This window comes from Deltaproteobacteria bacterium, assembly GCA_013151235.1.
Taxonomy (GTDB): Bacteria; CG2-30-53-67; CG2-30-53-67; order CG2-30-53-67; family CG2-30-53-67; genus JAADIO01.
Genome location: JAADIO010000042.1, coordinates 15745 through 42506 on the forward strand (window position 1 = coordinate 15745; position 26762 = coordinate 42506).

Below are 26762 nucleotides of genomic sequence, written 5' to 3' on the forward strand. Positions count from 1 at the left end.
CCGTGACGTTTGCAAGGAGCCTTCGTTATCTTTACCTCCACTTTGTCCGATATCGCCGTGAACCGGCGGAACTTGCACGGGGAATGGCCATCGGTGTTTTTGTCGGGTTTACTCCGCTCCTTGGGTTTCATATGGTTCTCGCCGTCACCTTGTCCATGTTTTTTGAAGGGAACAAGATCATGGCTGCATTGGCGACCTGGATCGGCAACCCGCTCACCCTTCCCTTTATCTTCCCGTTGGAATATCTGGTCGGCCATTGGCTTTTAGGGGGGGGGGCGCTCAATCTGCGGGGGCTTTCCAGGACCCCTTCCGCGATCCTGCATACGAGTTGGAACCTCCTGCTTCCTCTGAGTGTCGGCAGCCTGGTCCTGGGAAGTGCGGCGGCGGTTGTGGCCTATTTCCTGACGGCGCCTCTCTTCCGTTTTCTGCAGGAGCGGCATAAGAGAAGACGGAGGACGACATGAATCGTGCAAGACCGCCGTGGAGCCTCAGCGGATACTGCATTATGATTTTCTATCTGGTGCCGGCCCGTCGAGCGGAGGAATTGGTTCCCTCTCCCCTTGAGGTCTCGGAAGTGGTTCCGGGGGCTACGCTGGGCGGCCTCTATGCCGCCCTCTATCAGACCGGAGAGGTCGGCCCGTTCAGCGAGTTCAGTGCCTTTCCGGCCCTTGTTCGATATGGAAAGAGGCGGGGGTTCTATGCCCCCTTTTCCATGGTGGAGTCCCTCGATGATCTTCCCGGATACCGGGGGGCCTGGGGCCTGCGCAAAGAGTGTGCTTCTTTTGAATGGCGGGAGGACGGTGGACACTATGGTCTGGATGTACTCTGCGGGACGCAGAAGATTGTTTCCATACAACTGAGTTCACATCGGTTGACACTTCCCATCCGGGTTTCCTTCCCCTTTTTCCATGTCCGCTCACGGGGGGTGGTCTCCTACCATGCCGACTATGCGGCCCGTGTTCATCTCTCCTCTTCATCGGTTGACATCCCTGCGGAGAGTCCTTTGACGGAATACGGACTGAAACGGAAATTGATGACGACCTTGTGGGAATCCACAAAAATTCTGTTGCATCCCCCGGAATCGGAAAAGAACATCGTGATCCAGGAAGGGGCTTCAGAGGGGATCTTTCGTGTCGGTGCTTTGCCGACCGACCTTGGGCGCGAGCCAAACTCCGTTGAGAACCCCCCATCGGTTTTTGCCGCACAACGGGAAAAACGGCGAAAACCGGTAGTGGTTTAGGGGCTTTTTATGAAACCGGACCAATTCCAAAAAGATCTCCGCAGAGGCAATATTCCTCCGATCTGCCTGCTCTATGGCGAAGAGAGATTGCTGATCGGCGAGGCACTGAACAGCATCCGAAAAAACATCTCCACAAGGCAGGGAGAGACCCCGGAGGAAGAAATTTTTTATGGCGGAGAGTCTGATCCCGCCTCGATTCTCCAGTCTCTCCGGACCTTCTCTCTTTTTGCTGCAAACAAGCTGATTGTCGTGAAGGATTTTCACCGGATGAATGATGCCGGCAGGAACCTCTTCCTCGGTTACCTCGAAGACACGTCGGAGAATACGTGGCTCGTCCTTCTTGCGGAGAAGGTCGATCTCCGCAAGAAGTTCTACGCCCGTTTACAGAAAAAGAAGTTCCCGGTCGTACGGTTTTATCATCCCTATGATGCTGCGGCCACGGAGCGGTGGATCCGGGGCTATCTCAAGGCATACGGTTTCGGCATCGATCGGGAGGCGATCCGTTTCCTCTATGAGGCCCACGGCAGAGAGTTGCAGATCCTCAAAAATGAACTGGACAAACTGATGCTCTACCGGGGGAAAACGGGCGAGATTGATTTGTCTGATGTGGCCGGGATCAGCGGTCAGTCTCGTGAGTACACACCTTTCGAGCTGGCTGATGTCCTTGCGGACCGCAACCTCGAAGGTGCCCTGCGGATTTTTCATCGTCTTACGGAGGACGGCGCACCGCCGGTTCTCCTCCACGCGATCCTGATCTCGAAGATACGGAAACTCCGCCAGGGAAAATGCCTGGAAGAGGAGGGAGCCACGGACCGGGAGATCCTTGCCGCCCTCGGGGTCCGTTTTCAGGGGGATCGTTTCCTGAGACAGTGCAGAGGATTCACCGGAGAAACGCTGGAGGGGATCTATGAGGAACTGTTGTCCCTGGATGCGGCGCTGAAAAGCAGTTGCAACCGGCCGGAGACTCTCATGGAACTTCTGATCTGCCGGATCTGCCGCGGCGAAGCGTTATGCTCCGGCGGAGATCCGGTTCACCTTTTTCGTGAGAATTGATTTCTTTCGTGCCGCCTTGTTTCTGTGAATCAGGCCCTTGGATGCGCTTTTGTCGAGAATCCTGACCGCATCGAGGAGGCAGGTCTTTGCCTTTTCACCATCCTTTTGTGCAATGGCCGTTTCCGCACTTTTTAGGATCGTCCGCATCCGGGACCGCTGCTGACGGTTGCGTTCGTTTCGCTTCAGGTTTTGACGGGCCCTTTTGGCCGCTGACTTGTGATTTGCCAATGTATTCTTCCTCCAAAAATGAATTGTTCAAGCTAAATAAATTAGCATTCTGAAAGGGGATATGTCAAGATTTTTTCCGGACGGGTTTTTCCCGGACGGCGGTTTTCATCTTTTCCACCTCCCAAGGATCTAACTTCCGGAATTTTCCCGGGGCCAGGGATCCCAGCGGGAGGGGGCCGATCCGGGTCCGGGTCAGTTTCAGTATGGGGTGACCGATGGATTCAAACATCCGCCGGATCTGCCGGTTTTTCCCTTCATGGAGGGTGATCTCCAGGATGACATTGGCCGGCAGGTTTTTGATTTTTTTAATCTCGATGGGGGCGGTCATCCCTTCCTTGAGACGGATGCCCCGGCGCAATTTTTGCAGTTTTTCCGGTGAGGGTTTTCCCTTTACCTTGGCCCGGTAGACCTTTGGAAGGTGATATGCGGGATGGGTAATGGCCTGGGCCAGGTTGCCGTCATTCGTCAGCAGCAGCAGGCCTTCCGTATGGAAATCAAGCCTTCCTACGGGTGTGACCCGTTCCTTGATCCTGTGGATCAGGGAGATCACGGTGGGACGGCCTTCGGGGTCTTTCATGGTTGTAACAAATCCGTCCGGTTTGTTGAGCATCAGGTAGACCTTGCGGCTTTCCGGCCGGATCAGTTTCCCTTTGACCTTGATGTGGCTGTCCTCCGGGTCGACCTTGGTGCCGAGGTCCACGACGCGTTTTCCGTTCACCGTAACCTGCCCGTCGACGATGAGCCGTTCCGCTTCACGCCGTGAGGCAAGTCCGGCGTTCGCGATGATCTTTTGTAGTCGGATTTTCTGATTCATAGTTGACCTGTAAAGGGTCAATGAATTATGTTATGATCCATTAGCCCTTTCGGAAGAGAGAAATACAATGGCTTTCATTCGCGGAAACCCCCTGGCACTGGCAAAAGATATTGCCGAAGGGTATATTAGCGTGAATCCTCTTTTTTTCAAGAAGTTTCGGGATTCGGACTATCATGAACTCTACCATAACCTGATCAAGGTCCAGAAAATAGTGCGGGCGGAAGCGCCGCCTCTGACCGACCACCGGGGTGTCCGACAACGGAACATGCGACTCCAGCGGTTGAATACCAGTCTCATGGTGTTGAAGTACCACTGCAAAAAGCTCAAAATTTTTCTGGTCTGATCACTCCACACCGGCGGATTCTCCTTTAGATGGTGTTTCTTCGGAAAGGGGATTCTGCCGGCCGGGGGAGGTGATCTTTTCCTCCGCTGCAGGCGGGTTCTCTTCCTGCTCTTCCACCTCTTCCATGATCTCCTGAAACTCCTTCAATGTCGGCAGGTCTTTGAGTGACCGGAGGCCGAAATATTCCAGAAACTCCCGGGTGGTGGCGTACATGATGGGATTGCCCACGGCCTCCATCCTCCCTGCAATTTTGATCAGATTCCGCTCCAGCAGGGTTTTGATGACGCCCGAGGAGTTGACGCCCCGGATGGCTTCGATCTCCGGAGTGGTCACCGGCTGTTTGTAGGCGATGGTCGCCAGGACTTCCAGCGCGGCGCCCGAGAGGCGGACCTTCTTGGGGCGGTTCAACTTTTTGATCCAGCCGCCGATCTCCTTCCGGGTTACGAGACGGTAGCCGCCCGCTAATTCCACGACCTGCAGGGCGCTGCCGTTTTCTTCCAGGAATCGGGCAAGGTCTGCAATGGCCTTCCGGATCATTGCCTTGTCGAGTTCATCGGATGCAAGAATCTCGTGTATCTTCTGAAGAGGCAGCGGGGTTTCGGACGCGAAAATCAAACCTTCGACCACCTGCCTGAGTTCTGTTTCGTTCATGATTCCTCCGGGTTGGGTTGTTCCGGCAGGGAGTGCAAGGGAGGTTCTCCGCTGTTGCCTTCCCGTTCTACGGCTTTCCGGATTCGGATGGGACCGAAACGTTCCGTCTGTTCGATTCGGACCAGACGAAGCCGGATAATTTCCAGCAGGGCGAGAAAGGTGACAATGACCTCCTGCCGGGGCGGCAGTCCGGGAAAAAGATCTTCAAAACGGATGCTGCTCTGCTCTGCCAGAGTGTCCATAATCCAGGAGATCTTCTCCTTGATACTCATGGTTTCGACCGTTACCTCATGGACTCCCTCGGCATTCGGCCGGCGTAAGACCTTTCGGAAGGCTTCCATCAGATCGAGCAGGTTCAGGTTAATCAACACCACTTCCTGTTCCGCCTTGATGTCGGTCGGGGCCCCGATGCCGTAGGTGTCGATCCAGAGGTTTTCCTGGGATCTCAATTCCTGGGCGGCCTCCTTGAACTTTTTGTATTCCAGCAGCCGTTCGACTAATTCCGCCCGGGGATCGGTTCCGTCCTCCTCCTCTCCGCTCTCCTCAATCGGCAGGAGCATCTTCGACTTGATCTGCGTCAGGGTGGCGGCCAGGACGAGAAAGTCTCCGACCATGTCGAGATTCAGGGTTTTCATCAGATCGAGGTAGTTCAGATACTCTTTCGTGATCAGAGCAATCGGGATATCGTAGATATCGATTTCGTGCTTCCGGATCAGGTGGAGCAGCAGGTCCATGGGACCTTCGAAGATGTTCAGTTTGACTTTGTAGGACAAACGGGAAATCCCCCTCGATCCCCCTTTCTCATAAAGGGGAGTGAATCGTCACGGTAATCCCATTCGGGATACACGGAAGGTTCAGATTTTCATCGCTTCCCGGACCTGTGCCATGGTCTTTGCTGCGATTTTTCGTGCGGCATTCGTTCCTTGTTCCAGGATGGCGTCGATTTCTTCCGGGTGATCCAGCAGGGCCGCCCGCTTTTCGTGGATCGGCGCCAGCCGGCGGATCATATTTTTCAGTAGGACCTTTTTGCAGTCGATGCAACCGATTCCTGCTGTCCGGCATCCTTCGGCTACCTCGGCCAGTTCCGTCTCGGAAGAAAAAATCCTGTGGTAGGCATAGACCGGCGAGAGTTCCGGGTCGCCCGGATCATTGCGCCGTTTCCGCTGGGGATCGGTCATCATGGTCCGGACCTTCTCCCAGATCTCGTCGGGGGAATCGGAGAGGTAAATGCAGTTGTTGTAGCTTTTGCTCATCTTCCGCCCATCCGTCCCCGGAAGTTTCAGGACCTTTGTATGGATCGCCTGGGGTTCGGGGAAAACCTCTTCGTAGAGATGGTTGAACCGGCGGCCGATCTCCCGGGTCAGTTCCAGGTGCGGGAGCTGGTCGATGCCGACGGGAACCTTGTGGGCGCGGTAGATCAGGATATCCGCCGACTGAAGAACGGGATAGCCGAGAAAACCGTAGGTTGAAAGGTCGCGCCCCGTCAACTGCTGTTGCTGTTCCTTGTAGGTGGGGCAGCGCTCCAGCCAGGGAAGGGGCGTGATCATGGAGAGGAGGACATGGAGCACGGCATGATCGGGGATCCAGGACTGGATAAAGATCGTCGCCTTCTCCGGATCAATCCCGACGGCCAGCCAGTCGATCAGCATCTCCCGGATGTTGGCCCGGATTCCTTCCGTATTGGAATAATCGGTGGTCAGGGCGTGCCAGTCCGCCACGAAGAAAAAGCATTCATAATCATCCTGCATCTCCTGCCAGTTTTGCAATGCGCCCAGGTAATTTCCCAGATGAAGTCTTCCCGTGGGGCGCATCCCGCTTAACACTCGTTCCTTGCTCATTTAATTCTTCTCCTTTGATGTGCATTATCCCCCTAACAGCAGGGTAATAATCCAGTTGAAGATCGGCCAGAGGGTGTAATCCAGCATTCCGCTCATGAGCAGCAGGACCAGAATAATCATCCCGAAGGGTTCTATCCGGGAAAAGCGCATCGCAGTTTCAGGCGGGAGAAGGCCGACGACGATCCTGCCCCCGTCCAATGGCGGAAGGGGAATCAGGTTGAAAAGCATCAGGAGAATGTTGATTACCACTCCTACACCGGCCATCAGGACCAGGGGGACGGCAAGGAGCAGTATGGGTGAAGCATTATGAAGAGGGGGCATCCGCATGGTTGTGATGAAGATTGTAAAGATCAATTTCAGCGGAGGAAAAAGTTTTACCAGCAGGGTATAAATTACGGTAAAGATCAGTGCCAGACCGAGGTTGGTCATCGGGCCTGCACCTGCCACATAGACCATGTCACGTTTCGGTCGACGGAGATTCCGGAAATTGACCGGTACGGGTTTGGCCCATCCGAAGAGAAATTTTGAGCCGACGAAGATCAGAAACAGGGGCAGGATGATGGTTCCGATCGGATCGATGTGGGGCACGGGGTTCAGCGTCAGCCTCCCCATCTGCCGGGCGGTATTGTCCCCGAACATTTCCGCCACCCAGCCGTGTGCGACTTCGTGCAAGATAATGGAAAAGATTATCGGCGGAGCCATGACCGCTGTAAGCTGGATAAAATGTCCCGGATCCATTTGATATCCTCTAATATTTGATGAAGTCGTAAAAAGTCGTTTTTCGGATTCCGTTCATGGTTCGACAAGCTCACCACGAACGGAATATCAATGACTTACACCGTTCGCCCTGAGCCGGTCGAAGGGCTTCGTGACTTTTTACGAGACCATCATATTTCAACAGGTTAAAAAGATATAGTTTATGCAAAACATGAGGTGTTTCGATGCCCGCTGAAAATTATCAGAAAGGGGAGGGTAAAGTCAATGTTTTTGTCTGTTGAAGCGGGCTATGGCGTGTGTCTAACCGGTTTCCTGGAGGTTGATCCGGCCGATCCGGATCCCCTTGATGGCGGTGAGGTGCTGCTTGCGTACGATCTTCTGCTGGGCGGTATCATCCGGGTTGTTTGTTGATAATTCGGGATAATGAAGCTTCCGGGAAAAGAGTATCCTTCCTTTTGAATAAACCGAGGTCTGGACGGTCCCGTTTGAACCGATCTTTTCCGTCAGGATGTGGAGCGGACGATCCTGGTACTCAATGTTGTCCATGAACCAGATCTCTTTTTTCTCAGGTCCTTCCGGTTTCCCGCAGGCGGCTTTTTCGATTGCGGCTACGGGAAGTGTTACTCCTTCCAGGATTCTGTCGGCAATAAGACCCATCTGTTCCGAGGCCTTGCGATTTTCGGGATCAAGGGTGAAGGGGCGCAAGTTTCGTGTTGACCTCTTGATCTCCGGATCGTATTCCATGGTTCCGAGTAACTTCGGTGTAATGGCCGAGAATTTCCCGCTGACCGTGGAAACCACATTCGCCGCACGGACATCTTTCGGACTGTCCACCATATTGATGATCAATCCGGGCGAAAACCGTTCCAGCATTTCCAGGATCACATCTTTGTAATAACGATCTACATGGGAAAGCCGGTCAAGTAATTCCGGGATGGAGCTGATCTTGTCCCGGCTTCTGACGTGTGTTGCCGAGTGGACCATGTAGGAGATCAGCGTATTGCTGGGAAAGCTCTTCAGGATCTTCCGGAAGACCGCCATTTTCAAAAACTGATAAGTGTTCCGGATCGACGAAGGGTCGTTGGTGGAAATCATGACTCCTTCCTCGGAGAGGAGAAAAAGGTCGAGAATGTCGGGGGTGATGGCGCCGCCCAGATCGATGATCAGGATATCAGCGTTCAGACGGGGCATGGCGGAGATGATCTTCCGGGTGAGTTGTGTCTTATAGTCGGGGTAGGCCGGCAGATGCCGACTGCCGCCGATGATGGAAAGGCCCTGGATCGGTGTCTCCATGGTGACCCGGGAGAGATCTGAGACATTTTCCGTCAGAAGGTCGTTCAGTGTCTTCGGCAGGTAGGGAATACCCAGCGCTGTGTGCAGATTGGAGGCGCCGAGGTCGGCATCTAAAAGTACGACCTTGCGGTTCATCCGGGCAAAGAGAATCCCGAGGTTGGCGGCGAACATGGTTTTCCCCACTCCGCCTTTTCCGCTTGCGATCGGAAGGATGCGCATCATTTTCTCCGTTGTCGTTTGACTGGAAATTCTGTCACAAGATACGGGAACATCATGGTATTGTCAATCATTTTCATCTCTTTTTATGGGGTATTGATTTCCTGAATTCATGCCCCATAAAAACAGAAATGAAATGAACTTGACATTTTCTATGCAGGACATATATGATTTTCATTTTTAAATCGGTTGATTTTTTTCTACATTAACGACAGGAGAAAAGGGAATGTACCTCGCAAAGCCGATGGAACACTACATCGATAAGCTGGCCTCGAAATCACCCGAACCGGGCGGGGGGAGCGCTGCGGCCCTCGTGGGGAGTGTCGGCGCGGCCTTGGTGAGCATGGTCGGCAACCTGACACTGGGGAAAGAAAAGTACCGGGACGTCCAGGGACGGATTGAAGAACTCCTTGCCGGGAGTGAAGCGGTACGGTCCGAACTACAGCGCCTGGTTCAGGAAGATACGGAGGCTTTTTCGGCCGTTTCCGAGGCCTACAAGCTACCGAAAGGGACGGACGAAGAGAAGAAAGCCCGTTCCGAGAAGATCCAGGAGGGACTGAAAGGCGCCGCCACGGAGGTTCCCTTTCAGATCTGTGAGAAATCCCTCAAGGTGGCCCGTCTCAGCAAGATCGCCGCGGAGATCGGAAACGTCCAGGCCGTGAGTGATGCCGGCGTGGCAGTACTCTTTGCCGATGCCTGTGCCCAGGCGGCGGCGATGAACGTCCGGATCAACCTGAATTCGATTCGTGATGAATCTTTCAATAAAGCAAAATGGGACCGTGTGCAGGAGGTCCTTCAGGAGATGGAGCGGCTTCGGGAAGAAGTTGTCGCAATGACCTATCAGAAAATCCGTTCATAGTTACGAGGGAGGGAAAAATGTCAGCAAGAGTGATCGATTGCGTAGCCATTGCCAATGAAATCAAGGACGAAATCAAAAAGGAAGTGGAAACCCTGAAAGGGAAGGGGATTACCCCCGGAATCGCCACGCTTCTTGTGGGGGACAACTTCGGCGCCCGGATGTACCGGGGGCAGGTGGAGAAGTTCTGCGGCGAGGTCGGTTTCAATTACATCAACGCCAATCCCGCGGCCGATGCCACCGAGGCGGACGTTATGGGGATCGTAAAGGAGCTGAACGAGGATGACAAGGTGAGCGGCATCCTTCCGCTTCGCCCCTTCCCGGAGCAGATTGCCGATACGGTTGTGATCAACAGCATTGATGTGAACAAGGATATCGACTGCTTCCATCCTTACAATATGGGCAAACTCGCCCTCGGTGAGACCACCTTTCCGCCGGCGACCCCTGCCGCCTGCATTGAAATTCTGGAACGGGAAGGGCTCAACTTCACCGGGGCCGAGATCGTCGTGGTCGGTCACAGCAACATCGTCGGTAAACCGGCCATGCTCCTGGCCCTCAACCGGAACGCCACCACCACCAACGTCCATGTTTTCACCGCCCAGGCCGGAAATTCCGACAAGCATACCCTGGGAGCCGATGTCCTGATCGTCGGCGCCGGCGTCCCCAACCTGATCAGGAAGCACCAGGTCAAGGCGGGAGCGATCGTCATCGATGTCGGGATCAACCGGGTGAAGGTCCTCGATGAGAAGGGCGAACCGGTCCTGAACGACAAGGGGAAACCGAAGACCAAGACCGTGGGCGATGTCGCCTTCGACGAGGTCTGCGAAGTCGCCTCGGCCATTAGTCCCGTACCCGGCGGCGTCGGCGCCGTGACCAACATGATGCTCATGAAGAACGCCCTGAAGGCGTGCAAGATCCAGCACAAAATCGACTGAAGGTGCTGACGTCATCAGAATAAAAAAACCGCCGGACCCGTGAAGGAGACGGCGGTTTTTTTGTAACTACCCGCCGAGGGAGGAGAATTCCGGTCGGTTGCAGGAATGCCGGAAGATGCAGGGCGAAGTTCTGCGCCGTCGGAAATGCTCTGAATCATCAATGAACTTGCCGGACACTCGATTCTTTCCCAACGTCATGATCGCGGATTGGCTTTGATATCCGGAACAGACTCACGCCTCCCAAGGCAACGAGGAACCCGGCAAAAAACACCTTCCAGGAAATGCCGCTCTTTACCATCAAGGATCCGAAAAGAAAGAGAGGGAAAAGCAGAATTCGGGCAACCGCTCGCAGGAGGGGATGTGCGGCAATCACTGCAGCGAAAGGCGGGCTGTAGCGGTAATAGAGGCGGACGAAGAGACGCCCTGCGGAGTTGGTCAGAAGGTATCGGTCCCGGAAACGGCGCAGGGTCCGGACATGGGGTTCCAACTGGGAGCCGTAAGCGGCGGTGGCGATAAAGCAGTTGCCCGTCACCTTTCCACTACCCGCCGAAGAGACTTTGATCGTCCCGGATGTTCCGGAGAAGCCCCGGACGTCGGAGACGGTGACCGTGGTGCTTCCTCCGGATTTTCCGGTGGCGACCCCGCTTGCGGCATCGACCGTCAGGACGGTCGGGTCGCTGCTTGTAAAGGTATAGGGAGCGGTTCCGCCGGTTGCGGTAAGGGTCGTGGTTTCATTTTGCGAAAGGGACGTGGCGGCGGCGGTGACGGTGATCTCCTCGACGTAGATCGTTCCCGAGGTGTAGGCCCCGTTATTGGCGGAGACGGTGCAGGAACCGGCCCCTTTTGCGGTAAAAAGGCCGTTGGCGTTAATGGTTCCCACGCTTGCATTGCTCGTACTCCAGTTGACGGCGGTGGCGCCGTCGAGGGTGAACTGACGGGTTTCGGCTTTGAGGAGTGACGTACCGTAGGGGACGACAACGATCCGGCTGTACAGAGCCGCCGCCGCATTGAGCCTTCCGCCCGATGTTGTAAAGTCGGTAATATTCGTGTCGGAAACCGTGTCGACGCTGTCCAGGATCCGGGCCTTGATCCGGTCGGGCGTTAAGCTCGGGTCGTTGGTCAGGAGAAGACCGGCGGTGCCTGTGACAAAGGCGGCGGCCTGGGAGGTCCCGTCCTTCCAGTAGTAATCTTTCGTATTGTCGGGCTGGTTGGCCGGGGCATCGCCGACGATGAAGGTGCTGTAGATCAGTTCTCCCGGTGCTGCGAGATCAACATCGCGGGCGCTCACGGCGGCCTTGGTGCCGGTACCGAAATCGGCCAGGTTGTCATCGGGGTCGGTGGCCGTGACGGAGAGGATATTGTCGAGATTGAATTTTGCCGGGTATTCCACGGTCGCGGTGTTCCCCGCAGCGGCAACGACGAGGAGACCGTTGTCCCGGGCATCCTTGATGGAATCGTAAAGGGCCTGGCTGAAACTGGTGAGCCCCCAACTGGCATTGATGATCTTCGCTCCGTTGTTGATGGCATATTCGACGGCGAGGACGATCTTGTCGACCGGACCCACGCCGTCGGTATTGAGAACCTTGAGGATCATGAGCGAGACATTCCAGTTGATCCCGGCGACGCCGATGCCGTTGTTTCCTTCCGCGCCGATGATCCCGGCGATATGGGTGCCGTGATCATTGGTATTGCTTCCGACACTGAGATTGTCATCGTTGGGATCGTTGTCGTCATTGATGAAGTCCCACCCCTGACGGTCATCGATGTATCTATTGCCGTCGTCATCCTTCCCGTTTGAGGCGATTTCACCCGTATTGATCCAGAGTTGATTAGCGAGGTCGGGATGGTTCAGATCCATTCCCGTGTCGAGGATGGCGATCACCGTGTCGGTGGTCCCGGTGACGATACTCCATGCCTCCGGGGCGTCAATGTCGTCACCGGATGTGCCGGTTGTGCTGCCGGTCCCGATCGTCTGTCCCGTATTGTACAGGCCCCACTGTTGTTGCCATTTCTTCTGCGCGGCGGAACTCGTCTTTTCGTTGGGAAAGGTCGCTGCCAGGGCATGGACGAGATAGTTCGGCTCGGCATAAAGGACATCGGGATCGCTTCGGAATTTTTGGAGTGCCTCTTCAACGGTGGTCCCTTCGGGAAGACGGACATGATGCAGGTTCAGCCGACGGGAACCGTCAAGACTTTCGACCCCCTTTATGCTCAGGGACCGGGCCACGGCCGAAGCGGAGACGGAAGCTTTGTATCGGACCAGGAGTTCTCCCGGCACGTAAGGACTTTCCGCGTACAACCTGTTCGGAAGGGGGGAGAAGAGAAAGAGACAGACAAGAAAGAAGAGACTCCATTTTTTCATGAGAGGGACCCCTTGTAGATATGTGCCACCCGGTTTTTCAGAAGGTATCAAGTGTGCTCTGATACAGTCAATAGAAAACTTTCGCTAAAAAGAACTTGACTCCATTTTTCACCGATGTTACCGTGAGCAACACTTTTGCAGTATCTATCTTCTAAGGCAGAAATCCTCACGAATCTGCATCTCCTTCATCTCTAACTTTCAAGGTCCATCCAAATCCATTTCAAGGGGGTGATCCAACTTTTATCAGCCACCGTCCGCTTTTACATGAATGATTTTTCAAAAGGAGAAAAGAAGATGCGAAAAAGCTGTCCATTCACCATGCTCTTTGCCGTCCTGCTCCTGTTCGCTTTCGGGAGTACCACCGTTACGGCGTCAGGTCCCGCCGTCTCTATGAAATTAAAAACGGAACGGGTTGACTTGAACCGGGCGAGTGCCGAACAACTTTGCGCCCTGCCCGGAATCGGCGAAAAAAAGGCGCAGGCGATTATCGATTACCGTTTGAAGAAAGGGAATTTCTCCGCTGTTGAAGACCTTCTCCGGGTCAAGGGTATTGGGGAGAAACTTTTTGAAAAGATCAAACCCCGCGTAATGGTTTCGGTAAAGCATCACGACCTTTCCCACTGACCCTCTTGCTCCTTTCCGGCGGGATCGGGAAGCCGGTCCCGCTTTTTTTCTTCGGCCGACGGAAATTTTCGAAATTTCATTGAAAAGTTTCCCCTTCTTCGGTATAGTCTGAACTCAAGTTTCGTTTTCTCCTTTTTCCGGTGAATCGTTTTCCTTACGAAAGGCTGCTGTAGGTGTCGGCACAACGCTATCAATGGCATGTCGGATTCCTTGCCTGGGTGCTTCACCGGATGACGGGGATTCTCCTTTCCCTTTACCTGGTGATCCACATCTGGGTGGTCCGCACGATCAGTCACGGTCCGGAAGGGTTCAACCGGGTTATGGCGGCGGTCCAGACCCCGTTGTTCCTTTTTTTTGAAATCGGCCTGTTGGGGGCGGTCCTCTATCATGCCCTGAACGGGGTGCGGCTGCTCCTGGTCGATATCGGCTGGGGGGTCCGCCATCAGAAGGGGCTCTTCTTCGTCCTGGCTGGCCTTGCGGTGGTGATTCTCCTGATCGGGGCGGTCCCGATCCTGGACCTGCTTGGCAGGAATTTCCCCGGTTGAGGAATCCTATGGCATTCGTTGATCAGAGACGGCCGGGGGGAATCCTCCTCTGGTTCCTGCAACGGCTCACGGCGGCGGGTCTTTTGATCCTGCTCCTGGCCCATTTCTATATCCTCCATTACTATCATGACGGATTCGTGACCTACCGGACGGTGGCCGCCCGCCTGGCCTCGCCTTACTGGAAGGCCTTCGACATCCTTTTCCTGACACTGGCCGTCTTTCACGGATTCAACGGGCTCCGGACGGTGGTGCTGGAATATATCCATCGGGAACCGCTGCAGCAGCGGTTGATCCTGCTGCTCTGGACGGTGGCCCTGGTCCTGCTTTCGATCGGTGTCTATTCCGTTGCGGTCTTCACGGTTCAATCGTAAAGGGATTATCCTCCATGACAGAACCTTTCACCCCTACCGTACACCGTCATGATGTGCTGATTGTCGGGGCCGGAGGCGCCGGTCTGCGGGCGGCCCTTGAGGTGGCAGGCAAAGCGGATGTGGCGGTCCTGAGCAAGGTCTATCCCACACGGTCGCACACAGGCGCCGCCCAGGGGGGGATCGCCGCGGCCCTCGGGAACGTGGATGAGGACTCCTGCGAGAAACATATCTTCGATACGGTGAAGGGAAGCGATTATCTCGGGGACCAGGATGCCATCGAGGTCCTCTGCTCCGAGGCGCCGCAGACGGTCTACGAACTGGAACACATGGGGGTTCCCTTCAGCCGCCTGCCCGACGGCCGGATCTCCCAGCGTCCCTTCGGGGGGCATTCGGCCACGCGGGCCTGTCACGCGGCGGACCGGACGGGGCACGTGATCCTCCATACCCTCTATGAACACTGCCTGCGGAAGAAGGTCCGTTTCTATTCCGAGTACTATGCCCTGGCCCTGGTGCGGGAGGAAGGCCGGGTACGGGGGCTGGTCGCCTGGGATATCATCCATGGAGGGATCCATCTCTTTCAGGCCGGGGCGGTTCTCCTGGCCACGGGGGGCTACGGCCGGGTATTCAGGACCACGTCGAATGCCCATGCCAACACGGGCGACGGCATGGCCATGGCCTATGCGGCGGGGATCCCCCTGGAGGATATGGAATTCGTCCAGTTCCATCCCACGGGGATCTATAAACTGGGGATCCTCATTACCGAAGGGGCCCGGGGAGAGGGGGGGATCCTCCTCAATGACCGGGGCGAACGCTTCATGGAACACTACGCCCCGTCGATGAAGGATATCGCCCCCAGGGATGTGGTCTCCCGCGCCATCTACAGGGAGATCCGTGCCGGGCGGGGCATCGGCGGGAAGGACTATGTTTATCTCGACATCCGTCACCTCGGCAAGGAAAAGATCCTGGAGAAGCTTCCCGATATCCACGGTTTCGCCCTGACCTATATCGGTATCGACGCCGTGCGGGAACCTATCCCGGTTCAGCCGACGGCCCACTATGCCATGGGGGGGATTCCCACGGATGTGGACGGGCGGGTGATCGTGGATGAGCGGGGGACCGCCGTCCCCGGCCTCTATGCAGCGGGGGAATGCGCCTGTGTTTCCGTGCACGGCGGAAACCGGCTCGGTTGCAACTCGCTCCTTGACATCGTTGTCTTCGGCCGCCGGGCCGGGAAGCGGATCCTCGCCGATCTTGACCGGTGGCCGGGCGGCCTGCCTTCTCCGGATGCCGCCGGGGAGGTTTGCCTCCGTGTCGAGGATCTCCTGAGCGGTTCCGGGGAAGAGACGGCGGAGGGGATCCGGTCCCGCCTCCAGGAGGTGATGATGTTCCGCTGTTCCGTCTTCCGCAACGAGAAACTTCTCCGGGAGGCGCAGGCCGACCTGGCGCGGCTGCGGACCCGTTATGCCGGCATCCGGGTCATGGACCGGGGCAGGGTTGCGAACACCGATCTTATCGAGGCATGGGAACTGGGGGACCTGATCACCCTCGCCGAGACCATGGTCGCCGGAGCGCTGGCCCGCAAGGAGAGCCGGGGGGCGCATTTCCGGGAAGACTTCCCCGACCGGGATGACGAGAACTTTCTCAAACATACGCTGATCCGCAAGGGGACGGACGGGCCGGAGGTCGGCTACAAACCGGTGACGATCACCCGTTTCGAACCGAAGGAAAGGACCTATTGAGATGGAACGTCTTTTTCGGATCTTCCGCTTCAACCCGGAAACCGATTCCGCACCGCGCTATCAGGAGTACCGGCTCGATGTGCAGCCGGGCTGGAGGATTCTTGACTGCATCAACGAGATCAAGTGGAAGCTCGACGGAACCCTTACGTTCCGGCGTTCCTGCGCCCACGGGGTCTGCGGTTCCGATGCCATGATGATCAACGGGAAGAACCGCCTTGCCTGCCGGACCCTCGTCCAGGACCTGAAGAAACGGGGGGTGATCCGGATCGATCCCCTGAAAGGGTTTCCCGTCATCCGTGACCTCATCGTCGATATGGACGGCTTTTTTGAACGGAACGAGGCGGTTCAGCCCTGGTTTGTCAACGACGATCCGCCGCCGGAAAAGGAACGGCTCCAGAGTCCCGGAGAGCGTGCGAGGATAGATGAATCGACGAAGTGTATCCTCTGCGGATCCTGTACCTCGGCCTGCCCCACCTCCTGGTTCGATCCGGACTACCTGGGGCCTGCGGCGCTTCTCAAGGCGCACCGTTTCATCTTCGATTCCAGGGACCGGGCGGGGGAGGAGCGGATCAGGATTCTCAATGACCGGACCGGTCCCTACAAGTGTCATACGATCTTCAACTGTGTCGAAACCTGTCCCAAGGAGATCAATGTCACCGGCGGGATTGCGGAACTGAAAAAGGAGATCCTCCGGTCGTTCCTGAAACGGTCGAAGCCGGAAAAACCGGATTGATCCCGCAGAGAGGGAAGGATATCCGCAGATGAAGATCCACGAATATCAGGCCAAGGAGATCCTGCAGGAGTTCGGGGTCCCCGTGCCCTTCGGACATTCCGCTGCCACCCCGGAGATGGCGGAGAAGATCGCGGAGAGGATCACGGGCCGCGTTGCCGTGAAGGCCCAGGTCCATGCCGGCGGCCGGGGGAAGGGGGGCGGGATCCGTCTGGCCGAAGATGCCGCCGGGGCGGGAAGGATCGCAGGGGAGCTGTTGGGACAAAACCTGGTGACGCCCCAGACGGGACCCGAAGGGGTCCGGGTCCGTGAGGTACTGGTGGAACGGGCGATGGAGATCCACCGGGAACTCTACCTGGCGATTACCCTCGACCGTGAGCCGGCCCTGCCCGTGATCCTGGCCAGCGAAGCGGGCGGGATGGAGATTGAAGAACTGGCGGCCCGTCATCCCCGGAAGATCCACCGTTTCATGATCGACCCCGCCCTGGGGCTCCGGCCCTTCACGATACGGCGTATGGCCCAGGTCCTGAGGATCGGCAAGCATCTCCTTCCCTCCTTCCTGCAGGTCGCCTCCAACCTGTACAGCACCTTCATCGCCCGGGACTGTTCCCTCGTGGAGATCAATCCTCTCGTGGTGACGGAGGACCACCACCTGGTGGCCCTGGATGCGAAGGTCGTGATCGACGACAATTCCCTCTTCCGGCAGCCGGATATCGCGGCGCTGCGGGATCCGGAAGAGGAAGACCCGATCGAACGGGAAGCCGGCGAGGCCGGGCTGAGTTATATTCGTCTTGACGGGAATATCGGCTGCATGGTCAACGGCGCCGGCCTGGCCATGGCGACGATGGATATGATCCAGTACGCGGGGGGAGCGCCCGCCAACTTTCTCGACGTGGGAGGGGCGGCCGATGTGGAGCGGATCGGGAAGGCCTTCCGGATCCTGATGGACGATTCCCGTGTCCGGGGGGTTCTAATCAATATCTTCGGCGGGATCGTCCGTTGCGACCGGGTGGCTGAAGGGGTCGTTGAAGCGGCGGCCGGTCTGAAGATGGATCTTCCCGTGGTGGTTCGCCTTGAAGGAACCAACGTGGCCGAGGGGCGGGCGATCTTCCGGAAATCGGGGCTGGCGATCGAAACGGCCTCCGACATGCTGGATGCGGCGACGAAGATCGTGGGGAGAGTCACGTGAAAGGGAGCGGACGGCTTGCTTGCAGGGCTGCCGGGGATAGCGTAGCTTGCGGGGCCATACGACAATGAGTATATTGATTGATCAGAATACGCAGGTCCTCATCCAGGGAATCACGGGCCGGGAAGGTTCCTTCCATGCCCGGCAGTGCCTCGCCTACGGCACAAATATTGTTGCCGGGGTGACGCCGGGGAAAGAGGGAAAAGACGTGGAAGGCGTCCCGGTCTACGATACGGTGGAGCGGGCCTTGAGTCATCACAGGATCGATGCCTCCATGATCATGGTCCCGGCCCCCTATGCGGCGGACTCCATCCTGGAAGCGGTGGATGCCGGGATTTCCCTGATCGTCTGTATCACCGAGGGAATTCCCCTGCTGGACATGGTCGATGTGGTCCGTTTCCTGGAAGGGAAGAAGAGCCGCCTGATCGGGCCGAACTGCCCCGGGGTGATCACCCCGGGCGCCTGCAAGATCGGGATCATGCCCGGCCGGATCCACCGGCCCGGACGGGTCGGGGTGATCTCCCGGAGCGGGACCCTGACCTATGAGGCGGTGCACCAGATCTCCGATGCGGGGGAGGGGCAGAGCAGTTGCATCGGGATCGGCGGCGACCCGATTGTGGGGACCTCCTTTGTGGACCTGCTGGCCCTCTTTCAGGAAGATCCCGGTACGGAAGGGGTGGTCCTCATCGGGGAGATCGGCGGAAGGGCGGAGGAGGATGCAGCGGAATTCATCGGGACTTCCTTTACGAAACCGGTGGTTGCCTACATCTCCGGGAAGACGGCGCCGCCGGGGAAACGGATGGGCCATGCCGGGGCGATCATCTCCGGGGGAAAAGGAACGGCCGAGGCGAAGATCGAAGCCCTGCGCGGCGCAGGGGTCCGGATGGCGGAACACCCCGCGGTAATCGGAGAGACCATAAGGAAGGCGCTGGAAGAAGATGGCTGAGAAGAAAAGGGAAAAACCGAAAAAAGAATTCCGCATCGTTGTGGACCCGAAGCGGTGCAAGTCCTGCGGGATCTGTGTCGCCCTCTGCCCGAAAAAGGTCCTGGAACTGAGTTATCCGGGGTTTCACTGTGAACCGGTTCGCATGGCCGACTGCATCGGCTGCCTCATGTGTGAACAGCACTGTCCCGATTTTGCCATCCTCTGCCATCCGAAAAAGGCCGGAACGGATGAAGAGAAAGAAGATACAATCCCTGAAACCGCACCGGCCCGGAAGGGGGACGTGTGATGAGACCGGCTACCCCGGGAAAGAAGGAGAAAGGCAAGGTCCGCCTCATGCAGGGGAACGAGGCCTGCGCCGAAGGGGCGCTCGCTGCGGGATGCCGTTTCTTTGCCGGCTATCCTATTACGCCTTCCTCCGAGATTGCCGAGTACCTTTCCCTCTATCTTCCGCGGATGGGCGGGAATTTTATCCAGATGGAGGATGAGATCGCCTCGATCGCCGCCGTGATCGGGGCCTCGATCGCCGGGGTGAAATCTATGACCGCCACGAGCGGTCCCGGTTTCTCCCTGAAACAGGAGAATATCGGTTTTGCCTGCATGGCGGAGATCCCCTGCGTGATCGCCGATGTCATGCGCTCCGGTCCATCCACCGGTCATCCCACGGGACCGTCCCAGGCGGACCTTATGCAGACACGATGGGGGACCCACGGGGATCACCCGGTGATCGTCATCGCGCCTTCTTCGGTGCGGGAAATTTTTGTAGAAACGATACGGGCCTTCAATCTTGCCGAACAGTTCCGGACACCGGTGATCCTGCTGATGGATGAGATCCTGGCCCACATGCGGGAGAAGGTGGTGATCCCGGACCCGTCGGAATATGAAGTGGCCGACCGGCTTTGTCCGGAAGTCTCCCCGGAGGAATACCTCCCCTACGCCAACGACCGGGATGTCTCTCCCCTGGCCCCCTTCGGAGAGGGATACCGTTTCCATATCACCGGGCTCTATCACGACGAAACAGGCTTTCCAACCGGGTCTCCCGAACAGGTCCGGCGGCAGGCGGAACGGTTGATCGGAAAGGTCGAACGGGGGAGACCGCAGATCGATCGGGTGGAGCGGAATGTTCCGGCCGGTCTGCAGGGACCTCCCGATACGGTCGTCGTCGCCTTCGGATCGACGGCCAGGGCGGCGCATCATGCCGTGCGGGAGGCTCAGGACTCGGGAGCCGCCGTCGGTTTTTTCCGTCCTGTGACCGTATGGCCTTTCCCCGCAGAGGAACTGCAGGCGGTCAGCCGGGGCGCGCGGCGGGTTATCGTGCCGGAGTTGAGCTTCGGGCAGTTGGCCGGGGAGGTCCGTAAATGGATCGATCCGGCTTCCGAACTTGTTTCGCTGGGGAGGGTCGATGCCCTTCCCATTACGCCGGATGAGATCCTGGACAAGATCATGGAGAGGGCCTGACGGGTCCCTCCCCGTTTCGTTGGTTTTATTGAAGAGGTTTGAAGAATGGCTTTTGATTATGAAAAGTATATCCGGCCGTCCACCTTCCCCCATATATGGTGCCCCGGATGCGGGAACGGGATCGTCGTCAAGGCGCTGATCCGGGCGATTGATAAAATGGGATGGAAGAAGGACGAGGTCGTTGTCGTCTCCGGGATCGGCTGTTCCAGCCGGACCTCGGGCTATCTTGATTTCAACACCCTTCACACGACCCACGGCCGGGCGATCGCCTTTGCCACGGGGATCAAGATCGCCAAACCGAAACTTCATGTCATCGTTGTGACCGGTGACGGGGATGCCCTCGCCATCGGCGGGAACCACCTGATCCACGCCGCACGGCGGAACATGGACCTGACGGTGATCCTCTTCAATAATTCCATCTATGCCATGACGGGCGGGCAGTATTCCCCCGCGACTCCCGAAGGAAAGATGGCCAGTACCGCCCCCTACGGCCAGGTGGAACCGAACTTCGATATCGCCCGCCTGGCTGAGGGAGCCGGGGCCTCCTTCGTGGCCCGCAGCACCGTTTACCATGCCGTCCAGTTGGAAGGCTATATCGCCAGGGCCCTGGCCCGGGACGGTTTCTCCCTCATCGAGGCCGTGACCCAGTGTCCCACGGTCTATGGCCGGCGGAACCGGACCCCCAATCCGGTCACCTTCCTGGAACAGTTCAAGAACGACAGCATTCCCCTTGCAAAGGCGGCCGGGATGACCGACGAGGAAAGGGAAGGAAAGATCATTACCGGGATCTTTGTGGATCACCCCCGGATCGGTTTTATCGAACGGTACCGGAAGATGAGTGAAAAGGCCCTGGCAATTCGCAAGCGGCGCTATATCAAGGGGAGCGCCCCGAAGAGCGAAGTGGGGAACTGAGAAAGACAGGCACAGAGGGGCAGAGGCACAGAGCAAAACCAAAACCGCCTCTCGCGAAGGACGCCAAGGGCGCAGAGAAAGACGAGATCAAAGACAAAAGTATTCACCACGGGGAACACGGGGGACACGGGGAAAAACACAATCAAGAGCGAAAGGCATTCACCATGAAGGGCATGAAGGAAAGAAGAAGCAGGCAGACCCCCCTGTAGCGTTCCGGTTTATCCGGGACGGGGTTTTCTCAACTCCCCCGGAGGGGGAGCGGGGTCCCCTCCATGAAGCCGAGCATCGCAGAAATGCCGGGAAAAAGGGCGAGATCGTGTCGACCCGAAGGGGAGACCATGCGAAGCATGTTATCGAGCCCCCCGGCCTTTCGAGAAGCGCAGGGGAGTCCCGCTGGAAGCGGGACCGAATGGCGGGGCGTCCTTTCTTTTGGTTCGTTTTCTTTGGACAAGCAAAGAAAATGAACAAATGCCTTTTTTTGCATGGTTTTGTGCGGAGCATTTATCTCACCGCAAGAACTTGACAACAATAAACCAGAACTTGGAGAAGCGGACGTAGCCGATAAGGAGCGGAATAAAATGGCCAATCGAGTGGAAGTACGATTCAGCGGGTCCGGCGGCCAGGGGATTATCCTGGCCGGGGTGATCCTGGCCGAGGCGGCGGCGATCTATGACGACAAGAATGCCGTACAGAGCCAGTCATACGGGCCCGAGGCACGGGGGGGAGCCAGCAAGGCCGAGGTGATTATCAGTGACGGGGAGATCGATTACCCCAAGGCGACGAATATCGACATCCTTCTGGCCCTGACGCAGGTGGCCTGCGACAAGTATTCATCGGATGTCAAAAAGGGTGGGGTGGTCATCATCGACCCCCTGGAGGTGAAGAAGGCCCCGAAGGGAGAGTTTAAGGTTTACTCCGTCCCGATTTTTGAAATCGCACAGGAAAAGATCGGGCGCCGGATTGTTGCGAATATCGTGGCCCTCGGCGCCGTTGTCGGGCTGACCGATGTGGTGACCCGTGCGGCGATTGAAGAGGCGGTCCTGTCCCGGGTCCCCCGCGGGACGGAGGATCTGAACCTCAAGGCGTTGAAGGCGGGGCTGGATGCGGCGGAAAGAATCAAATCCTCGTGATTATCTCCTATGCCTTCAAATCCCGAAAGATTTGACTTGCCCTATCTTTTCATGATACTAAGTGGCCCGTATTTGTAAATACGGTGGCATTTGAGTGCCGCGGGGCGGCCTCGTCTTCGTTACGTTCCCTGCGCCGTACCACAGGGGGTACGCCTCAGGCCCGTGCCTTGACGAGACCGCCCTGCAGCCCTCTCGGTGCGTCACAGTATCTACGAACAGGGCCACTAAAATAAAATTTTATTTCCTCTCATTGAATGAAGGAGCAGATCCATGGAACGAACGCTATCGATTGTGAAGCCCGACGGGGTGAAGAAAAATATCCTCGGTGAGGTGATCCGCCGCTTTCAGGAAGCGGGAATCCGGATTGCCGCCATCAAGATGATCCGGATGACGAAAGCCGAGGCCGAAGGGTTCTACGCCGTACACAGAGAGCGGCCCTTCTTTTCAAGCCTGACCGAGTTCATGTCCTCCGGTCCCTGTGTGGTGATGGTGCTGGAAGGGGACGGGGTGATCAAAAAGAACCGGGAACTGATGGGGGCGACCAATCCCGCGGAAGCAGCAGTTGGAACCATCCGGAAGGATTTTGCCGGCAACATCGAACAGAATGCCGTTCACGGTTCCGATGCGCCCGAGACGGCGGCTTTCGAGATTTCCTACTTTTTCAACGCACTGGAGATCCACTAAGGACCGGGGTAGGGGACTGGAAACGAAAAGTTTTTCACTCTCCTTTCCAAAGAACTCACTTTTCCTTCATGACAGGGCGGCTTTCAATATGCGATGGATCTCTTCACAGAGAACGACGATATCTTCCGTGGAGAGATACTCGGGAATGGTTGCGTCAAAGAGAAGGTTCAGGTCGGGAGGGATTCCTTCTTCTCCTCGGTAATAGATGTACTGAACCGTTACACGGGGCAACGGATGTAGAAGGAAAGAAAGATCCCCCTCGGCTGTTTTGGTGCCGCCCAATGTTTCCACGGCAGCAATCAGCTTGTCCTGATTTGCATCGAAAAGCCTGAGTATCGGAAAGATAACCCGTCCCCGGAAGGGTTGAAAATAGAGCGCCCCCTGGGGAACCTCTTTAAAAGAGATCCTTCTTCCGTCGAGGGGTATTCCGCCGGCCTGTAACAGGTAGTGCAGGATCAGGATCGCCAGACGGATTCCCGCCGGTTCATCGTCGAGATAAACTTCCCGTCCCTTCGTTTTTACAAGAATCTTTCTGTTCAGGAAATGAGTCTCCAGTGTCCCGTCTGCGTGCAATGCGGCACCGCTTCGGTCGGAAATTGCCTGCAGATCCTCTTTGAGGAGGGCATCGACGGCATTGTTGTACGCGGCTTGCAGTGCCTTTTCGTAGTTGGTCTTCATCGATTGACTGTACTTCCATGTAAGAGTCGGGTTTTTTGTTTGCATGTTCAAAATAATTCATTTTAGCAGAATCGGTTGGACGCAGACAACCAAAATTGACATCGGTCCGATTATGGTCTACCCTCAACGGAAAATGATTCAATGCTTTTCGGGGGAGGAGCGATGAACAAGACCGGCCTGATCATTTCAGGGTACCATCATGACACGGGGGTTCATCCGGAACGTGCGGAGAGACTTCGTGCCGTTGAAGAGGTCTGCCGTTCCGATGATATTGCACCCCGCCTGCTCCGGTTGGAGCCCAGGGCTGCCACGGTAGGCGAGCTGGCCCGGGTCCATGATCGTGATTATATCTTGCAGGTGGAAGAGGCATGCAAAGGAGGGATCCATGCCCTCGATGCGGACACGATGATCTCAAGCGCTTCTTATGAAGAGGCCTGCCGGGCGGCGGGGTCCGGGCTGACGCTCCTCGATGCCATGATGGCGGGACTGGTGCGAAACGGTTTCTGTGCCGTACGTCCCCCGGGGCATCATGCGGAACACGATCGGGCCATGGGTTTCTGTCTTTTTAATAATGTAGCAGTCACCGCCCGGTATGCTCAGGAGAGGCACGGCCTGAAGAATATCCTCATTGTCGATTGGGACGTGCATCATGGAAATGGAACGCAGAACAGTTTTTATGCCGATCCCTCGGTCTTCTACTTCAGTATTCATCAATATCCCCACTATCCGGGGAGCGGTGCCGACGACCAGCGGGGGAAGGGAGAGGGGGAGGGGAGAACGCTGAATGTTCCTCTCCCGGCCGGGGGAGATGACAAGGTCTACCGGGAGTCATTGGTCAACAATCTCATGCCGGAGATTGAGGGATTTGCCCCCGATCTGATTCTGGTTTCAGCCGGTTTTGATGCCCACATGGATGATCCCCTTGCCGGGATGAATGTAACCGATGAGGGGTTCGGGTGGATGACGGAGTTTCTGGTCGATCTGGCCGGGGAGCATTGCGGGGGGCGTCTCCTTTCCTTGCTGGAAGGGGGATACAGTCTTTCCGGGCTCAAAGGGGCGGTGCGAATGCATCTGCGGGCACTGGTGAAAGTGTGAAGGGGATCAAGGTTTATTCCCTTCTTTATCCAAATTTCCGTTGTTATGATTTTGACGTTTTTCTCCTTCCCATTGCAGTATTCTGATGACCGGAGGTCGGCAGGCCTCCTCTTTCCATAAAAAATCCTTTCGAATCAATCAGTTGCAAAAAAAATGTATTTATTTGAATTTTTTTCGCGACTTTTGGCCTCCTCATGTTACTAATATGGTAAATACCCTTTGGGAATCCCCCGGGGAGTGGTTAATGCGATCCCCCTTGCTACGCCGCTCTCCGATCCCCTGTGAAGCCCGCGAAAGCGGGCTTTTTTTTGTTTGAACCGTTGCGAATAACCGGAGATTAAGCGCTCTGCTGGATCCGGTGTTGCTTGACCGTAGTTGTTTGTTCGGGGAAATCGGTCCGGTAATGGGCACCGACGCTTTCTCGGCGTTCCAGGGCGGCCCGGGTGATCAGGGTGGCCACGGTGATCATGTTCTGTAGTTCCAGCCCGTTTTTTTCGTGATAGATTTCTTCAAGACAGGGTGTCCAATCCTGCAGACGTTCCACGGCTTCGGAGAGCGATTTCCCGCATCGAATGATGCCGACCCGGTCCCACATCAGTTTCCGTAGCATGCCGCGAAGTTCATTAAGCTCAGCCGGCGATTCATGGGCGGCAACCGGCCGGTCGGCATAAGGGTTGGCGATCCGGTCCGGGAGCGTATGAATCTGTTCTCCATAGCGGGCGGCTGCTTTTCCCGCACGAGTCCCGAAGACGATTCCTTCGAGGAGGGAATTGCTGGCCAGACGGTTGGCACCGTGGACCCCGGTGCAGGCGACTTCCCCGGCGGCGAAGAGGCCCGGAAGATTCGTCGCTCCGTCGAGATCGGTTTCCACACCCCCCATCATATAATGGGCGGCAGGACTGACGGGGATTCGGTCCCGTGTAATGTCGATCCCGTAGGAGAGACAGGTAGAATAGATCTGCGGGAACCGCCGACGGACAAAGGCAGCATCGAGATGGGTGAGGTCGAGATAGACATGAAAGCTTTTGGTGGAGACCATTTCCGATACAATGGCCCTGCTGACGATATCCCGTGGAGCCAGTTCCCGTTCGGGATGATAATTGCCGACAAATTTCCGTCCGAAAATATTCAGGAGCTTTGCCCCTTCGCCGCGCATTGCCTCGGAAAGGAGAAATGAAGGCGCTCCCGGAAGATAGAGGGTGGTCGGATGGAACTGTACAAACTCCATGTCAACCAGTTTGGCTCCGCTCCGGTAGGCCATGGCCATGCCGTCGCCCGTCGCTACCGACGGATTGGAAGTTCGCTGGTAAAGATATCCGGACCCTCCGGTGGCCAGCACGGTGGCCTTGGCCGTAATTGCCGAGATCTCTTTCTTCCGTTCGTCAAGAAGGTAGACTCCGTAACAGGCACCGTCGTGCATCAACAGATCGATGGTGTAGTGGTAATCGAATTTTCGGATATTTCGCAGGGTCTTGACATGGGCCAGCAGGCTGCGGACGACCTCCTTGCCGGTGGAATCACCATGAGAATGGACGATCCGCCGCTTGCTGTGGGCCGCCTCCCGGGTGAAGGCAAGTTTTGATCCTTCCCGGTCGAAGCGGGCCCCCCAGGCGATCAACTCAAGGATATGATCCGGGCCTTCCTCGACCAGGACCCGGACCGCTTCTTCGTTGCAGAGACCTGCGCCGGCGGCGATGGTGTCGTCGAAATGGAAGGTGATCTCGTCTTCGTCGCTTAAGACAACGGCAATGCCCCCCTGGGCATGGCCGGAACTTCCCGCCGAGGCCTCGTCCTTGGTGAGGACCAGTACTTCTCCGTATCGGCTCAATTCGATGGCGGCCAGGAGTCCGGCCACACCGCTGCCGATGACGAGGAAATCGGTCGAGGTTACGGGGAGTCTGGATGTCGGGATGTTTATCATCGGGAATACTCTATTCCATAGACGGCATCAATGTAAATTCTTTTTTCAACCTTGATGGTGTCGTAAAAAGTCACGAAGCCCTTCGACCCTTCGACCGGCTCAGGACAGGCCCTTCGACCGGCTCAGGACAGGCGTGCTCAGGGCGAACGGTGTAAGTGATTGATATTCCGTTCGTGGTGAGCCTGTCGAACCATGAACGG

Annotated in this window: 29 protein-coding genes; 19 read left to right on the forward strand and 10 right to left on the reverse strand. The window is 56.8% G+C overall.

Features of this window, described 5'->3' with window-relative positions:
- Nucleotides 1-2: 2 nt before the first annotated feature.
- From GXP58_08310 to holA, 3 genes are read left to right on the forward strand one after another with little or no spacing between them, the layout of a single operon-like run.
- Entirely contained in the window at nt 3-464 is a 462-nt protein-coding gene (locus GXP58_08310) for a DUF2062 domain-containing protein (GenBank protein NOY53608.1), read from the forward strand.
- The gene (locus GXP58_08315; GenBank protein ID NOY53609.1) at nt 461-1240 is read left to right on the forward strand and encodes an acetoacetate decarboxylase family protein; all 780 of its coding nucleotides are present in this window, start codon (nt 461-463) and stop codon (nt 1238-1240) included. The genes GXP58_08310 and GXP58_08315 overlap by 4 nt, the downstream gene beginning before the upstream one ends.
- A 9-nt stretch (nt 1241-1249) precedes the next feature.
- On the forward strand, nt 1250-2293 hold the full coding sequence (gene holA, locus GXP58_08320; GenBank protein ID NOY53610.1) for a DNA polymerase III subunit delta: 1044 nt from the start codon (nt 1250-1252) through the stop codon (nt 2291-2293).
- Here the strand turns inward: holA and rpsT are convergent.
- Together rpsT and GXP58_08330 are read right to left on the reverse strand one after the other, a co-directional pair.
- Complete coding sequence (gene rpsT / locus GXP58_08325) at nt 2249-2521, reverse strand: 30S ribosomal protein S20 (GenBank protein ID NOY53611.1); 273 nt, start codon at nt 2519-2521, stop codon at nt 2249-2251. The two genes, holA and rpsT, sit on opposite strands and share 45 nt — an antisense overlap.
- A gap of 64 nt (nt 2522-2585) precedes the next feature.
- The gene (locus tag GXP58_08330; GenBank protein NOY53612.1) at nt 2586-3335 is read right to left on the reverse strand and encodes an rRNA pseudouridine synthase; all 750 of its coding nucleotides are present in this window, start codon (nt 3333-3335) and stop codon (nt 2586-2588) included.
- A gap of 67 nt (nt 3336-3402) precedes the next feature.
- Here GXP58_08330 and GXP58_08335 point away from each other — a divergent pair, with 67 nt between their 5' ends.
- On the forward strand, nt 3403-3678 hold the full coding sequence (locus GXP58_08335) for a hypothetical protein (protein NOY53613.1): 276 nt from the start codon (nt 3403-3405) through the stop codon (nt 3676-3678).
- Here GXP58_08335 and scpB read toward each other — a convergent pair whose 3' ends face one another.
- The 5 genes from scpB to GXP58_08360 all read right to left on the reverse strand — a co-directional run bounded on the left by scpB (nt 3679) and on the right by GXP58_08360 (nt 8399).
- Nucleotides 3679-4329 carry an SMC-Scp complex subunit ScpB gene (gene scpB, locus GXP58_08340; protein ID NOY53614.1) on the reverse strand — a complete coding sequence of 217 codons (651 nt, stop codon included), beginning with the start codon at nt 4327-4329 and terminating at the stop codon, nt 3679-3681.
- The gene (locus tag GXP58_08345) at nt 4326-5063 is read right to left on the reverse strand and encodes a segregation/condensation protein A (protein NOY53615.1); all 738 of its coding nucleotides are present in this window, start codon (nt 5061-5063) and stop codon (nt 4326-4328) included. Before GXP58_08345 ends, scpB begins: the two co-directional genes overlap by 4 nt.
- 120 nt (nt 5064-5183) lie before the next feature.
- Nucleotides 5184-6167 carry a tryptophan--tRNA ligase gene (gene trpS, locus GXP58_08350; protein NOY53616.1) on the reverse strand — a complete coding sequence of 328 codons (984 nt, stop codon included), beginning with the start codon at nt 6165-6167 and terminating at the stop codon, nt 5184-5186.
- Nucleotides 6168-6191: 24 nt separating this feature from the next.
- On the reverse strand, nt 6192-6905 hold the full coding sequence (locus GXP58_08355; protein NOY53617.1) for a site-2 protease family protein: 714 nt from the start codon (nt 6903-6905) through the stop codon (nt 6192-6194).
- 279 nt (nt 6906-7184) lie between these two features.
- Nucleotides 7185-8399 (reverse strand): MinD/ParA family protein, encoded by a 1215-nt coding sequence (locus GXP58_08360; GenBank protein NOY53618.1) that lies wholly within the window; start codon nt 8397-8399, stop codon nt 7185-7187.
- A gap of 220 nt (nt 8400-8619) precedes the next feature.
- Between GXP58_08360 and GXP58_08365 the strand changes: the two genes are divergently transcribed.
- Nucleotides 8620-9252, forward strand: a complete 633-nt coding sequence (locus tag GXP58_08365; protein ID NOY53619.1) for a cyclodeaminase/cyclohydrolase family protein — start codon at nt 8620-8622, stop codon at nt 9250-9252.
- A 17-nt stretch (nt 9253-9269) separates the two neighbouring features.
- Nucleotides 9270-10184, forward strand: a complete 915-nt coding sequence (locus GXP58_08370; protein ID NOY53620.1) for a bifunctional 5,10-methylene-tetrahydrofolate dehydrogenase/5,10-methylene-tetrahydrofolate cyclohydrolase — start codon at nt 9270-9272, stop codon at nt 10182-10184.
- 157 nt (nt 10185-10341) lie between these two features.
- On the opposite strand, the gene GXP58_08375 is transcribed toward GXP58_08370, so the two are convergent.
- A complete protein-coding gene (locus tag GXP58_08375) occupies nt 10342-12546 on the reverse strand; it encodes a S8 family serine peptidase (GenBank protein NOY53621.1) in 2205 nt (734 codons plus the stop codon).
- A gap of 294 nt (nt 12547-12840) precedes the next feature.
- Between GXP58_08375 and GXP58_08380 the strand changes: the two genes are divergently transcribed.
- From GXP58_08380 to ndk, 12 genes are all read left to right on the forward strand, one after another.
- Nucleotides 12841-13170 (forward strand): helix-hairpin-helix domain-containing protein, encoded by a 330-nt coding sequence (locus GXP58_08380; GenBank protein NOY53622.1) that lies wholly within the window; start codon nt 12841-12843, stop codon nt 13168-13170.
- A gap of 173 nt (nt 13171-13343) precedes the next feature.
- A complete protein-coding gene (sdhC, locus tag GXP58_08385; protein ID NOY53623.1) occupies nt 13344-13715 on the forward strand; it encodes a succinate dehydrogenase, cytochrome b556 subunit in 372 nt (123 codons plus the stop codon).
- Nucleotides 13716-13723: 8 nt separating this feature from the next.
- Nucleotides 13724-14086, forward strand: coding sequence for a succinate dehydrogenase, hydrophobic membrane anchor protein (gene sdhD, locus GXP58_08390; GenBank protein ID NOY53624.1), 363 nt, complete (start codon nt 13724-13726; stop codon nt 14084-14086).
- Nucleotides 14087-14100: 14 nt separating this feature from the next.
- Nucleotides 14101-15825: a succinate dehydrogenase flavoprotein subunit gene (locus GXP58_08395; protein ID NOY53625.1), complete on the forward strand. Its 1725-nt coding sequence runs from the start codon at nt 14101-14103 to the stop codon at nt 15823-15825.
- A gap of 1 nt (nt 15826) precedes the next feature.
- On the forward strand, nt 15827-16558 hold the full coding sequence (locus tag GXP58_08400; GenBank protein ID NOY53626.1) for a succinate dehydrogenase iron-sulfur subunit: 732 nt from the start codon (nt 15827-15829) through the stop codon (nt 16556-16558).
- 28 nt (nt 16559-16586) lie between these two features.
- Nucleotides 16587-17744 (forward strand): ADP-forming succinate--CoA ligase subunit beta, encoded by a 1158-nt coding sequence (gene sucC / locus GXP58_08405; GenBank protein ID NOY53627.1) that lies wholly within the window; start codon nt 16587-16589, stop codon nt 17742-17744.
- A gap of 64 nt (nt 17745-17808) precedes the next feature.
- Nucleotides 17809-18687, forward strand: coding sequence for a succinate--CoA ligase subunit alpha (gene sucD / locus GXP58_08410; protein NOY53628.1), 879 nt, complete (start codon nt 17809-17811; stop codon nt 18685-18687).
- Complete coding sequence (locus tag GXP58_08415) at nt 18680-18973, forward strand: 4Fe-4S dicluster domain-containing protein (GenBank protein NOY53629.1); 294 nt, start codon at nt 18680-18682, stop codon at nt 18971-18973. Before sucD ends, GXP58_08415 begins: the two co-directional genes overlap by 8 nt.
- On the forward strand, nt 18973-20142 hold the full coding sequence (locus GXP58_08420) for a 2-oxoacid:acceptor oxidoreductase subunit alpha (GenBank protein ID NOY53630.1): 1170 nt from the start codon (nt 18973-18975) through the stop codon (nt 20140-20142). Before GXP58_08415 ends, GXP58_08420 begins: the two co-directional genes overlap by 1 nt.
- Before the next feature lie 45 nt (nt 20143-20187).
- Nucleotides 20188-21054, forward strand: coding sequence for a 2-oxoacid:ferredoxin oxidoreductase subunit beta (locus GXP58_08425; protein NOY53631.1), 867 nt, complete (start codon nt 20188-20190; stop codon nt 21052-21054).
- Nucleotides 21055-21632: 578 nt separating this feature from the next.
- Nucleotides 21633-22184 carry a 2-oxoacid:ferredoxin oxidoreductase subunit gamma gene (locus tag GXP58_08430; protein NOY53632.1) on the forward strand — a complete coding sequence of 184 codons (552 nt, stop codon included), beginning with the start codon at nt 21633-21635 and terminating at the stop codon, nt 22182-22184.
- Between the two features lie 270 nt (nt 22185-22454).
- Nucleotides 22455-22868: a nucleoside-diphosphate kinase gene (ndk, locus tag GXP58_08435; protein NOY53633.1), complete on the forward strand. Its 414-nt coding sequence runs from the start codon at nt 22455-22457 to the stop codon at nt 22866-22868.
- A 66-nt stretch (nt 22869-22934) separates the two neighbouring features.
- On the opposite strand, the gene GXP58_08440 is transcribed toward ndk, so the two are convergent.
- Nucleotides 22935-23546, reverse strand: a complete 612-nt coding sequence (locus GXP58_08440; protein ID NOY53634.1) for a DUF3786 domain-containing protein — start codon at nt 23544-23546, stop codon at nt 22935-22937.
- Nucleotides 23547-23708: 162 nt separating this feature from the next.
- Between GXP58_08440 and GXP58_08445 the strand changes: the two genes are divergently transcribed.
- Nucleotides 23709-24641 carry a histone deacetylase gene (locus GXP58_08445; protein NOY53635.1) on the forward strand — a complete coding sequence of 311 codons (933 nt, stop codon included), beginning with the start codon at nt 23709-23711 and terminating at the stop codon, nt 24639-24641.
- Between the two features lie 337 nt (nt 24642-24978).
- On the opposite strand, the gene nadB is transcribed toward GXP58_08445, so the two are convergent.
- On the reverse strand, nt 24979-26562 hold the full coding sequence (gene nadB, locus GXP58_08450) for an L-aspartate oxidase (GenBank protein NOY53636.1): 1584 nt from the start codon (nt 26560-26562) through the stop codon (nt 24979-24981).
- Between the last annotated feature and the right edge of the window lie 200 nt (nt 26563-26762).

Excerpts from the sequence above, each read along its gene's own strand:
- scpB (NOY53614.1), bottom strand. The coding sequence starts at position 4,329 with ATGAACGAAACAGAACTCAGGCAGGTGGTCGAAGGTTTGATTTTCGCG.
- sucD (NOY53628.1), top strand. The coding sequence starts at position 17,809 with ATGAGTATATTGATTGATCAGAATACGCAGGTCCTCATCCAGGGAATC.
- nadB (NOY53636.1), bottom strand. The coding sequence starts at position 26,562 with ATGATAAACATCCCGACATCCAGACTCCCCGTAACCTCGACCGATTTC.
- GXP58_08330 (NOY53612.1), bottom strand. The coding sequence starts at position 3,335 with ATGAATCAGAAAATCCGACTACAAAAGATCATCGCGAACGCCGGACTT.
- GXP58_08345 (NOY53615.1), bottom strand. The coding sequence starts at position 5,063 with ATGGACCTGCTGCTCCACCTGATCCGGAAGCACGAAATCGATATCTAC.
- GXP58_08375 (NOY53621.1), bottom strand. The coding sequence starts at position 12,546 with ATGAAAAAATGGAGTCTCTTCTTTCTTGTCTGTCTCTTTCTCTTCTCC.
- GXP58_08425 (NOY53631.1), top strand. The coding sequence starts at position 20,188 with ATGGCTTTTGATTATGAAAAGTATATCCGGCCGTCCACCTTCCCCCAT.
- GXP58_08355 (NOY53617.1), bottom strand. The coding sequence starts at position 6,905 with ATGGATCCGGGACATTTTATCCAGCTTACAGCGGTCATGGCTCCGCCG.
- GXP58_08400 (NOY53626.1), top strand. The coding sequence starts at position 15,827 with ATGGAACGTCTTTTTCGGATCTTCCGCTTCAACCCGGAAACCGATTCC.
- GXP58_08365 (NOY53619.1), top strand. The coding sequence starts at position 8,620 with ATGTACCTCGCAAAGCCGATGGAACACTACATCGATAAGCTGGCCTCG.
- trpS (NOY53616.1), bottom strand. The coding sequence starts at position 6,167 with ATGAGCAAGGAACGAGTGTTAAGCGGGATGCGCCCCACGGGAAGACTT.
- GXP58_08380 (NOY53622.1), top strand. The coding sequence starts at position 12,841 with ATGCGAAAAAGCTGTCCATTCACCATGCTCTTTGCCGTCCTGCTCCTG.
- GXP58_08415 (NOY53629.1), top strand. The coding sequence starts at position 18,680 with ATGGCTGAGAAGAAAAGGGAAAAACCGAAAAAAGAATTCCGCATCGTT.
- GXP58_08360 (NOY53618.1), bottom strand. The coding sequence starts at position 8,399 with ATGATGCGCATCCTTCCGATCGCAAGCGGAAAAGGCGGAGTGGGGAAA.
- GXP58_08445 (NOY53635.1), top strand. The coding sequence starts at position 23,709 with ATGAACAAGACCGGCCTGATCATTTCAGGGTACCATCATGACACGGGG.
- GXP58_08315 (NOY53609.1), top strand. The coding sequence starts at position 461 with ATGAATCGTGCAAGACCGCCGTGGAGCCTCAGCGGATACTGCATTATG.
- sucC (NOY53627.1), top strand. The coding sequence starts at position 16,587 with ATGAAGATCCACGAATATCAGGCCAAGGAGATCCTGCAGGAGTTCGGG.
- GXP58_08430 (NOY53632.1), top strand. The coding sequence starts at position 21,633 with ATGGCCAATCGAGTGGAAGTACGATTCAGCGGGTCCGGCGGCCAGGGG.
- GXP58_08395 (NOY53625.1), top strand. The coding sequence starts at position 14,101 with ATGACAGAACCTTTCACCCCTACCGTACACCGTCATGATGTGCTGATT.
- GXP58_08420 (NOY53630.1), top strand. The coding sequence starts at position 18,973 with ATGAGACCGGCTACCCCGGGAAAGAAGGAGAAAGGCAAGGTCCGCCTC.
- GXP58_08335 (NOY53613.1), top strand. The coding sequence starts at position 3,403 with ATGGCTTTCATTCGCGGAAACCCCCTGGCACTGGCAAAAGATATTGCC.
- GXP58_08370 (NOY53620.1), top strand. The coding sequence starts at position 9,270 with ATGTCAGCAAGAGTGATCGATTGCGTAGCCATTGCCAATGAAATCAAG.
- ndk (NOY53633.1), top strand. The coding sequence starts at position 22,455 with ATGGAACGAACGCTATCGATTGTGAAGCCCGACGGGGTGAAGAAAAAT.
- holA (NOY53610.1), top strand. The coding sequence starts at position 1,250 with ATGAAACCGGACCAATTCCAAAAAGATCTCCGCAGAGGCAATATTCCT.
- GXP58_08440 (NOY53634.1), bottom strand. The coding sequence starts at position 23,546 with ATGAAGACCAACTACGAAAAGGCACTGCAAGCCGCGTACAACAATGCC.
- sdhD (NOY53624.1), top strand. The coding sequence starts at position 13,724 with ATGGCATTCGTTGATCAGAGACGGCCGGGGGGAATCCTCCTCTGGTTC.